The sequence below is a fragment of the Myxococcus vastator genome (assembly GCF_010894475.1).
Lineage (GTDB): Bacteria > Myxococcota > Myxococcia > Myxococcales > Myxococcaceae > Myxococcus > Myxococcus vastator.
In genome coordinates this window covers 1-10895 of the sequence record NZ_JAAIYB010000292.1, presented here as the reverse complement: position 1 = coordinate 10895, position 10895 = coordinate 1, and the positions used below count along the sequence as shown (strand labels likewise).

Sequence of the window (10895 nt, the reverse complement as noted above, 5' to 3'; positions counted from 1 at the left end):
GCGCATAACGTCCTCCCCGCCCCACCGGGAGACGCCAGGAACACACCCTGGTTCACCTCACGGCTCAGCGGGGGGCCCTTTGCAACCCCGGTGCCCGGTCCGTCCACAGAGTGGTGAGGGGGGTTCCCACGCGGCAACCCGCTGGCCTCGCAGGGAAACGCCAGCGCCCACCCGGGAAATGCAGGTGTCCTTTCGCAGGACACGCCTGAAATTCCTTCAGGAACTCCAGGTGCCACACAGACGAATCCGCCGTCCGGGTGGGGCAGGCAGCCAGGCCTCCCCGCCGGAGGGGTCGCCAGATGTGGGATGCGCCGCGCAACCCAGGACGTTCCCCTGCATCCAGATGGGTTCCGACGTGTTTCCCCCTACCGGAACGCATATTCAGTGGTAGATCGCCCGCCCATGTCCGAGCCCGACGTCATTTCCCTCAGAGGCGCCAAGGAGCACAACCTCAAGAACGTCTCCTTGGACATTCCCAAGAAGAAGCTCGTCGTCTTCACCGGCGTGTCCGGTTCGGGCAAGAGCTCGCTCGCCTTCGACACCCTCTACGCGGAAGGCCAGCGCCGCTACGTGGAGAGCCTCTCCGCCTATGCCCGGCAGTTCCTGGGACAGATGGAGAAGCCGAAGTACGACACCATCCGCGGCCTGTCGCCCACCATCTCCATCGAGCAGAAGGCGGCCAGCAACAACCCCCGCTCCACGGTGGGCACCGTCACGGAAGTGCACGACTACCTGCGCGTGCTCTATGCCTCCATCGGGGTGCAGCACTGCCCCAACTGTGGCGTGAAGGTGGGCAAGCAGAGCGCGCAGCAGATTGTCGACGAAATCCTCAAGGCCCCCGCGGGCACCAAGCTCCAGGTGCTGGCGCCGCTGGTGACGAACCGCAAGGGCGAGCACAAGGACCTGCTCGCCGAGGCGCAGAAGCGAGGCTTCTCCCGCGCCCGCATCGACGGCGCGCTCAAGAGCCTGGAGGAGCGCATCGAGCTGGACAAGAAGTCCAAGCACGACATCGCGCTCGTCATCGACCGCGTGGTGCTCAAGCCGGACGTGAAGACGCGCCTCACCGACTCCGTGGAGACGGCGCTGCGCGAGGGCAAGGGCACCCTCATCATCACCGACGAGAAGGGCACGCTCGCCTCCGACCGGGTGATGAGCGAGCTCAACGCCTGCTCCAAGTGCGGCCTGTCCTTCGGTGAGTTGACGCCCGCGTCCTTCTCCTTCAACAACCCCCTGGGCATGTGCACGGACTGCAACGGCCTGGGCACCAAGCCGGAGATGGACCCGGACCTCATCGTCCCGGACACGTCACGCAGCGTCCGCGACGGCGCCATTGAGCCGTGGGCCGGCAGCATGAACCGCGGCGAGGGCTGGACGGCCGACTTCGTGGAGAGCCTGGCCAAGGCCTTCAAGATTGACCTGGACGTGCCCTACGCGAAGCTGACCAAGCGGGAGAAGGACACGCTGATGTACGGCGCGGGCGGCAAGTCCTTCACCGTCGCGTGGGGCGAGGGCGGCAAGTACAAGATGGAGTGGGAGGGCCTGGTCGAGCGCATGATGCGCAACTTCAAGACGACCACCTCCGAGGCGCGCCGCACCGAACTCCAGAAGTACTTCAGCGACAAGCCCTGCCCGTCCTGCACGGGCGAGCGCCTGAAGCCGGAGAGCCGCGCGGTGAAGGTGCACGGGCGCAGCATCGTCGAGCTGAGCCGGCTGACCATCTCCGACTCGCTGGGCTTCCTGGGCGCCATGGCCCTGTCCGCGCATGAGCGGAAGATCGCCACCGAGCTCTTGAAGGAGATTCGCAGCCGCCTGTCCTTCCTGGTGGACGTGGGCCTGGGCTACCTGATGCTGGACCGCACCGCGTCCACGCTGTCGGGCGGTGAGAGCCAGCGCATCCGGCTGGCGTCGCAGATGGGCAGCGAGCTGACGGGCGTCATCTACATCCTGGATGAGCCCTCCATCGGCCTGCACCAGCGCGACAACGGCAAGCTGCTGCTGACGCTCAAGCGCCTGAGGGATTTGGGCAACTCCGTCATCGTCGTGGAGCACGACGAGGAGACGATGGAGGAGGCGGACTGGCTGGTGGACTTCGGGCCGGGCGCGGGCGAGCTGGGCGGCCAGGTGGTGGCCCAGGGCACACCCGCGGAGGTCATGGCGAACGAGGCCAGCTCCACCGGCGCGTACCTCTCCGGGCGGCAGGAAATCGAGGTTCCCCAGGAGCGCCGCAAGCCGGACCCGAAGCGCATGCTGCGCATCCAGGGCGCGCGGGAGAACAACCTGAAGAACGTGGACGCGGAGATTCCGCTGGGCGTCTTCAGCGCGATTACCGGCGTGTCCGGCGCGGGCAAGTCCACGCTCATCAACGAGATTCTCTTCCCCGCTCTGGCGCGGCACCTCTACGAGAGCCGTGAGTCCCCCGGCAAGCACAAGGCCGTGCTGGGCATGGAGCACCTGGACAAGGTCATCGACATCGACCAGCGCCCCATTGGCCGCACCCCGCGCAGCAACCCGGCCACGTACACCAAGCTCTTCGACAACATCCGCGAGGTGTTCGCGATGACGCCCGAGGCGCGCGCGTTCGGCTACGGGCCGGGCCGCTTCAGCTTCAACATCAAGGGCGGCCGCTGCGAGGCGTGCGAGGGCGACGGCGTGAAGCTGGTGGAGATGCACTTCCTGGCGGACGTCTACGTGCCCTGCGAGGTGTGCGCCGGCAAGCGCTTCAACGAGGCCACCCTGCGCGTGCGCTACAAGGGGAAGAACGTCGCCGAGGTGCTCGACATGAGCGTGCGCGAGGCGATGGAGCACTTCGGCGCGCACCGCGACATCATGCGCGTGCTGCAGACGCTCCATGACGTCGGCCTGGGCTACATCCGCCTGGGGCAGCCCTCCCCCACCCTGTCCGGCGGCGAGGCCCAGCGCATCAAGCTGGCCCGCGAGCTGGCGCGCGTGGCCACCGGCCGCACCCTCTACATCCTCGACGAGCCCACCACCGGCCTGCACTTCGAGGACATCCGCAAGCTGCTGGCCGTGCTCAACCGGCTGGTGGAGGCGGGCAACAGCGTGCTCGTCATCGAGCACAACCTGGACGTCATCAAGAGCGCGGATTGGATCATCGACCTGGGCCCCGAGGGCGGCGCGGGCGGTGGCCTGATTCTGGCCGCCGGCACGCCCGAGCAGGTCGCCGAGATCGAAGGCAGCCACACCGGCCGCTACCTGGGCCACGTGCTCACCAAGGCCCGCAGGGCCCGCGTGGGCGTGCGCGTGGACGACCCGGCACCCGCGCCCGTGAAGAAGGGCGCGCGCGGCTGACGACGCACCGCGCAATGCCTCCTGGGAAAATGGAGCGGGGGGGCGGGGGTGCCTTCATTCACCCCCATCCCCCCGCACCACCTTGGAGGAAAGACATCATCTGAGATGATAGGGGTATTCCAATTCCTGTCAAACCCAGCCAGGCGACTTGAGTTGTATCAATAAATACACACGCCCACCGGAATGACGCAGGCAGTCGGGCGGGAGATTTCCGGCGTGGGTGCGGCCAGGGAAGCGCCGGGGAGCGCGGCGGGGCCGTCTCCGTTCGGTGGAGTCCCGGCGGCGCGTTGGGTAGGGTGCGGCTTCTCGGAATCTAGGAGCCCCCACCTTTCGTCACCAGGGAGCACCCCGTCGTATGGCCCAGGCAACCGCCGCGCAGCGCAGCAAGTTCCCGCCGCAAATCCCCTTCATCATCGGCAACGAGGCGTGTGAGCGCTTCAGCTTCTACGGGATGCGGAACATCCTCACGGTGTTCCTCATCGACTACCTGCTGCGCACGCAGATACCGGACACCGCGCTGCGCGAGGCCGAAGCGAAGAGCCTGATGCACACGTTCATGGCGGGCGTGTACTTCTTCCCGCTCATCGGCGGCTACCTGGCGGACCGCTTCTTCGGGAAGTACCGCATCATCCTGGGGCTGAGCCTGGTGTACTGCCTGGGCCACGCGTGCCTCGCCGTCTTCGAGGACAGCGTCACGGGGTTCTTCACGGGCCTGGCGCTCATCGCCATTGGCAGCGGCGGAATCAAGCCCTGCGTGGCGGCCATGGTGGGGGACCAGTTCAACGAGTCCAACAGCCACCTGGTGAAGAAGGTCTTCGCCATCTTCTACTGGACCATCAACTTCGGCTCGTTCTTCGCGTCGCTGTTCATCCCCCTGCTGCTCAAGCACTTCGGGCCGTCGGTGGCCTTCGGCATCCCCGGGGTGCTGATGTTCATCGCGACGTTCATCTTCTGGCTGGGCCGCCACAAGTACGTCCGGGTGCCCGCCACGGGCGCCAACCCGCACAGCTTCACCAAGGTGGTGTTCAGCGCGCTGCGCAACCGGGGCCAGGGCGGCGGCTGGCTGGACGGCGCGAGGAAGGAGCACCCCGAGGAGGCCGTGGACGGTGTGAAGGCGGTGTTCAAGGTGAGCGCGCTGCTGCTCCCCTTCGTGCCCTTCTTCTGGATGCTGTTCGACCAGAAGGCTTCGACGTGGGTGGTGCAGGCCCGGGCCATGGACCCGCAGGTGGGGCCTTTCACCTTCCAGGCCAGCCAGATGCAGTTCGTCAACCCGCTGCTGGTGATGCTGCTCATCCCCTTCCTGACGGCCGTCGTCTACCCGGCCTTCCAGCGCTTCGGCTGGGAGCTGACGCCGCTGCGGCGCATGCCCCTGGGGCTGGTGGTGGGCGCGCTGTCGTTCATCATCGCCGGCGTGTTCCAGGTGACGATGGAGGGCGGCACGACGCTGAACATCGCGTGGCAGATTCTCCCGTACATCGTGCTGACGCTGGGCGAAATCCTGATGTCCACCACGGGCCTGGAGTTCGCGTACACGCAGGCCCCTCGGGAGATGAAGGGCACCATCCAGAGCGTGTGGCTGGTGACGAACACGCTGGCCAACGTGGCGGTGGCCATCAGCTCCAAGCTGAACGTCTTCACCGGCTCCGGGCAGTTCTTCTTCTATGCCGGCTTCGCGCTGCTGGCCGCCGTGGGCATGGCCCTGGTGGCCCGCCGCTACGTGGTCCGCGACTACTACCAGACGTCCGCGCCCATCCCCACCGAGGAGCGCACCGCCGCCGGGGTGACGCCGGACTCGGCGAAGTCCGCGTAGGGCGCCAGCTGGCTTTGCGAATGGAAAACGCCGGCGCCCCTTTCGGGACGCCGGCGTCTTCACTTCAGGCCCTGCCGCCCGGGGCCGCTCAGGCCGCGGCCACCGAGCCGCCCTGCTGCTCGGACGGGGGCGCGGAGGGCTTCACCTCGTCCGTGCCGTGCATCATCCGCTTGAGGATGGGCGACACGATGAGCAGCAGCACGCCGGCGATGCCCGTTCCGATGGTGATGTAGAGGAACACGCCGAACTCGCCCAGCTTCTCCGAGTAGCCGCCGAAGACGCCGGCCAGCTTGTTGGCCGCCGCGTTCGCGAGGAACCACACGCCCATCATCGCGGAGACGATGCGCGCCGGCGCCACCTTGGTCACCATGGACAGCCCCACGGGGGACAGGCACAGCTCACCCATGGTGTGGAACAGGTAGGCCATCGCCACCCACCACGCCGCCGCCTTGCCCACCGAGGCGCTCTCACTGGAGGCGCCCAGCATGAAGAGGAAGCCGGTGGAGAGGAACAGCAGGCCCAGGCCCATCTTCACGGGGATGCTCGGGTCCTTGCCCCGCGCGGCCAGCCAGCTCCACAGGCCGGCGAAGACTGGCGCCAGCGCGACGATGAAGATGGAGTTGAAGTTCTGGAACCAGGTGGTGGGCACTTCCCAGCCCAGCACGCCGCGGTCCACCTTCGCGTCCGTGTAGAGGTTCATCAGGCCACCGGCCTGCTCGAAGCCCGTCCAGAAGGCGACGACGAAGAGCGCGATGATGAAGATGACGATGATGCGGTCGATTTCGTCGCGGCTGAAGCCCGACGACTTCTTCGGGGTGCCCGGCTTCGACTCGGCGTCGGTGACCATCTTCACCGGGACCAGGCCCACCTGCCCCAGCAGCTTGCTCTGCAGCGACAGGAAGGCAATCAGCCCCAGGAGCATGCCCACGCCGGCGGCGCCGAAGCCCCAGTGCCAGCCCACGCGCTCACCCAGCGTGCCGCAGATGAAGTTGCCGAGCACCGCGCCCAGGTTGATGCCCATGTAGAAGATGGTGAAGGCGCTGTCGCGGCGGCCGTCACCGGGCGCATACAGCCCGCCCACCATGGTGGAGATGTTCGGCTTGAAGAAGCCGTTGCCGATGATGAGGAAGCCCAGGCCCGCGTAGAACATCGTCACGCTGGGCAGGGCCAGGACGAGGTGGCCTATCATCATCAACACGCCACCGAGCACCACCGCCCGGCGCTGCCCCATGAAGCGGTCCGCGATGAAGCCGCCGGCGATGGGCGTCAGGTACACCAGGCCCGTATAGGTGCCGTAGAGACTGAGCGCGTCCGCGGTGGACCAGCCAAAGCCTCCGTTGACCTTGCTCGTGAGGAAGAGCACGAGCAGGCCCCGCATGCCGTAATACGACATGCGTTCCCACATCTCAGTGAAGAACAGGAGGTAGAGCCCTCGCGGGTGCCCCTTGCGGGCATCGCCCGCGGCTACGGTGCCTTGCATGCCGTGGTTTCCTTGAAAGGAGAGGTGCGACGAAAAAGTGGCGTGACTGTAGCAGACACGCGGGCCGTGCCCAGGAGGACACCTGAGCGGATAGGGAATTCCCCCTCTCCGCCGCCCGGACGCCGTGGGCCCGGGCGGGGCCTTTGCGTCCCGCGTCAGCCCAGGCGGCCGATGCGCGGCTCGGACGCGACGTCGGACATGCCGCCCGTGACACGGGGCGCCACGGGGCGCAGCGGCAGGCGGACCTCCACCTGCGTGCCCTCCCCTGGAACACTGCTCAGGGCGATGTTCCCTCCGTGCTGGATGATGATGCGGCGGCTGAGCGCCAGGCCCAACCCCGTCCCCTCGCCCGCCGCGCGGGTGGAGAAGAAGGGCTGGAAGAGCCGCTCCATGTCCTCCGGGCGGATGCCCACCCCGTCATCGCCGATGGTGACGACGGCCTCGTCGGCGGTGTTCGAGGTGGCGATGCGAACCCGGCCCTTGTCCCCCACCGCTCGCAAGGCGTTGTCCAGCAGGTTGAGCCAGACCTGATTCAGGGCGCCCGGATTGCCTCGCACCGGCTCCCCACAGTGGTACGCGCGCTCCACCTTGACGCCCGGCGGCACCTTCCACGCCAGCACGCTCAGCGTGGAGTCCAGCGACGAATCCAGGGACAGCACCACCGGCGTCTCACTGGTGCGCGTGAAGGAGAGCAGGGATTCGGCCAGGTGGCGGATGCGCTGGCCGCACTCCTCCACGACCTCCAGCATGGCCTTGCTCAGCTCCACGTCGGAGCCTCCGGCCGTCAGCATGTCCTTGAGCGGCAGCAGGGCGTTCATCAGCCCGTTGAGCGGGTTGCGCACCTCGTGCGCGAAGCCGGACGTGAGCAGACCGATGGCCGCCAGCCGCTCGTTCTCCGCGGCGCGCACCGCCGCCTCGCGCAGGCGGAGCTGGGTTTCGATGCGCGCCAGCAGCTCGTTCGGGCTGAAGGGCTTGCCCAGATAGTCATTCGCCCCGGTGCCCAGGCCCTCCACCTTGGCCGACACCTCCTGGCGCGCGGTGAGGAGGATGACGGGGATGTCCACCGTCTGCGGCTCATTGCGCAGGGCGACCAGCATCTGCAGGCCGGACATGACAGGCATCATCACGTCCGACACGATGAGGTCCGGCCGCTCGCGCAGCGCGCGCTGCCGCCCGTCGTCGCCGTTGATGGCCTCCAGCACCCGGTAGTGCTGGGCCAGCATCCTGGCGAGGAAGCTCCGAATCTCCGGGTCGTCCTCCACCACCATGATGCGCGCCGCTTCGGGCCCCGGCCCCGCATGGTCCCTGGCCGGCGGAGGCGCGGCGCCCAGGACGTCCGAGCCCGTCGGCTCCAGCGAGGGGAAGGCCCCGGAGATGCGGCGCTCCCGGCGCACGGGCATGACGGCCTGGCGGCGCTCGCGCAGGTCCTCGCGGATGTGGGCCGTGCCCTTGGGCAGCCGCACACGGAAGGTGGAGCCCTGGCCCAGCTCGCTCGTCACGCAGATGCCGCCCGCGTGCAGCTCCAGCGTCTCCTTCACCAGCGCCAGGCCAATGCCCGAGCCGCCAAAGCGCCGGGTGCCGCTGTTGTCCGCCTGGGAGAAGCGGTCGAAGATGACGGGGATGTCCTGCGGGGCAATGCCCTGGCCGGTGTCCTCCACCTCGACGTGCACGTCCGAGTCGTCCTCGCGCACGCGCACCGTCACCCCGCCCGTCTGGGTGAACTTCAGCGCGTTGCCCAGCAGGTTCTGGAAGACGATGTCCATGCGCTCGTGGTCCACATGGATGGGCGTCACCGTGGCGCCCTCCAGCCGGAGCGTCACGCCCTGCCGGTCCGCCATGGTGTGGAAGGGCGGCACCACGGTGCTGAGGAAGCCGAACAGCTCCAGCGGCTGGTAGCGAAGCCGCGCCTTGCCCGACTCCAGCTGCGCCAGGTCCAGCAGGTTGTTGATGAGCCGCAGCAGGCGCTGCGCGCTGCGCTCCATGTTCGTCACCAGCGGAGGCACCTCCGGGGGCAGCGACTCCGCCTGCTTCGCCAGCGCCTCCAGCGTCAGCAGGATGAGCGTGAGGGGCGTGCGCAGCTCGTGGCTCACGTTGTCGAAGAACTCGCTCTTGAGCCGGTCCAGCTCCTGCTGGCGCGTGAGCGACGCCTCCAACTTCGTATTGGCCTCGGACAGCTCCTGCGTCCGCGCGGCCACGCGGTCCTCGAGCGCCTTGTTGGCGGCGAAGATCTCCTCGTTGCGCAGCTGCAGGTCCTCCAGGGACGTCTGCAGTCCCTGGTGCTGCTCCGACAGCTTCTCGTCCTTGCGCAGCAGGGCCGCGCGCGTGTCCAGCCACGCCCCCGCCGCCACGCCCACCATGCCCAGGGAGCTGACCGCGAAGACGGGCGGCGCCAGGTCCAACGTGCCCGACAGCAGGCCGGCCACCATGCCCGCCATGCCCCCCACGATGTAGCGCCACGCCAGGGGCGGCAGGCTCTGCCAGCGGATGTCGTACTCGCAGCAGTCCGCCCCATCCACCTGGCAGCGCAGCTCCTTCACCTCCGCCAGGGGCAGGTTCCAGATGGCGGGGAACGCGGACAGGTTGCCCTGCCGCGCGCGGCAGAAGTTGCGGTCTCCTTCGCGGATGCGGCTGACGTAGCGCACCTGCACCCGCGAGTCGGTGAGCATGTCGATGTGGAAGCCGCCCACGCGGTTGTACGTGTGGTCCAGCTCCAGCGCGCGCTCGTAGACGCTGCGCGGCGTGGCCAGCGCCCTCATCATGTAATAGAGGAAGCCCACCGCCTCCGGGCTGGCGATGCTGCGCCCCGCCTTGGTCATGAAGTCCGGATCGCCGGAGTCCTTGTCGAGCACGTCGAAGAGCCGCTCGGTGAACCCCACGGAGACGAAGTTGGTGAGCGTCTCCACGTACGCCAACGACAGCGGCAGCGCCTCGCGCTGCCACACCCGCACCAGTCGGTCCCGGCCGTAGGTCCGCTCGTAGTACAGCATCACGCTGCGCAGCATCCGGACACTCAGCTCGGGGGTGTCGGGGGCTGACGTTGCGGAGGCCAGTTCCGCGGGGACGCTCAACGCTTCACTCCTTCGGTCGTCAACACCATCGCATATTTGAGGGTGTCGGCGTCGTCCAGGAGTGCGAGGAAGCGTTCGCAGAACGCGTCATAGGGGCCGGCGCCCCCGAAGAAGGGCTCGGCGAGCGGGCGCAGCGTCCGGAAGCGGATGACCCAGTCCTCGTGGAGCCGCGCGTCGGCCGCGCCCGCCGCCACGTAGAACGGGGAGACGTGCACGCGCACGTCCGCGAGCCCGGCCTTGCGGAACAGGTGGAACAGCTTGCGGCCCGCGTGCAGGTCGAAGCGCGCGGCGCGCAGCGCGGCCAGCAGCTTCTGGCTCTCCGCCTGGAGGTCCTCCGGAAAGGGCCAGTTCCACAGCCCCACCCCGTCGATGTCCGCCACCACCACGCGCCCACCGGGGCGGACCACGCGCACCAGCTCCGCCAGCGCGGGGCCGGGCTCCCCCAGGTACTCGAAGACGTACTGGCACCAGGCGTAGTCGAAGGCGTCGGCGGGCAGCCCCGTGTCCGGCAGCGCGCCCTGCCGCAATTCCACGTTGAGCCTGCCCGCCAGCAGCGCCCGGGCCGCCGCCAGGTGTTCGGCCTGTGGCTCGATGCCCACCACGCGGCCTGACGGCCCCACCACGTCCAGCATCTCCGAGGTGATGACGCCGGGACCACAGCCCACGTCCAGCGCGGCGTCCCCGGGCCTCAGTCCGGTGAGCTTCAGCCGGTCCGCGTAGGACGTGGCGCTCGCCTGCGCTTGCAGACGTTGCACCTCCTGGGCCGACTCCATCAGGTAGGTCATGCCGCGATGTCCTTGTCTTCCACCCGGCTGCCACCCCGGCCATGGGCCGCCAGCCGCTCGAAGACGGCGAGCAGGTAGGCGTTCCAGTCACGCACGAGCCGGCGGTGGGCCGTGAACTCCATCACCTTGCCCAGGTTGTGGAAACCCAGGGCCTCCAGGGCGGGCAGGTCCGCGTCCGAGGCCAGGCACTCCGCGGTGGAGCGGCCCCGCCGGGCCGAGTCCGCCACCGCGTGTGTCACCAGCGCCTGACGCACGGCCTCCGCCTCCAGCGCATCCGGCTCCACCATGACGAGCGAGAAGGCGTTGTACCACTCCGCCCAGAAGAGGCCGGGCGACGAGTCCTCCATGAGGACGAAGCCCTGGGGCCCGTCCTTGCCCTCCACCAGGGCGATGCCGCGCGAGCGCCGCAGCCGCGCGTCCGAGTAGCGCCCGCCCAGCGTCCC

At 68.5% G+C, this 10895-nt stretch carries 5 protein-coding genes and 1 pseudogene; 2 read left to right on the top strand and 4 right to left on the bottom strand.

The annotated features are described in order from the left end of the window. The first annotated feature begins 402 nt into the window (after nucleotides 1-402). Nucleotides 403-3309, top strand: coding sequence for an excinuclease ABC subunit UvrA (uvrA, locus tag G4D87_RS25050; RefSeq protein WP_163784737.1), 2907 nt, complete (start codon nucleotides 403-405; stop codon nucleotides 3307-3309). Between the two features lie 355 nt (nucleotides 3310-3664). Next, the gene (locus tag G4D87_RS25045) at nucleotides 3665-5119 is read left to right on the top strand and encodes a POT family MFS transporter (protein WP_163784736.1); all 1455 of its coding nucleotides are present in this window, start codon (nucleotides 3665-3667) and stop codon (nucleotides 5117-5119) included. An 88-nt stretch (nucleotides 5120-5207) separates the two neighbouring features. On the opposite strand, the gene G4D87_RS25040 is transcribed toward G4D87_RS25045, so the two are convergent. From G4D87_RS25040 to G4D87_RS25025, 4 genes and pseudogenes are all read right to left on the bottom strand, one after another. After that, nucleotides 5208-6599: a peptide MFS transporter gene (locus G4D87_RS25040; RefSeq protein ID WP_163784735.1), complete on the bottom strand. Its 1392-nt coding sequence runs from the start codon at nucleotides 6597-6599 to the stop codon at nucleotides 5208-5210. 155 nt (nucleotides 6600-6754) lie between these two features. Further along, the gene (locus G4D87_RS25035) at nucleotides 6755-9667 is read right to left on the bottom strand and encodes an ATP-binding protein (protein WP_163784734.1); all 2913 of its coding nucleotides are present in this window, start codon (nucleotides 9665-9667) and stop codon (nucleotides 6755-6757) included. Further along, nucleotides 9664-10452 (bottom strand): methyltransferase domain-containing protein, encoded by a 789-nt coding sequence (locus tag G4D87_RS25030; protein WP_163784733.1) that lies wholly within the window; start codon nucleotides 10450-10452, stop codon nucleotides 9664-9666. The genes G4D87_RS25035 and G4D87_RS25030 overlap by 4 nt, the downstream gene beginning before the upstream one ends. Continuing rightward, nucleotides 10449-10895: pseudogene (locus G4D87_RS25025) on the bottom strand (hypothetical protein); the annotation flags it as partial. The gene G4D87_RS25030 and the pseudogene G4D87_RS25025, both read right to left, overlap by 4 nt.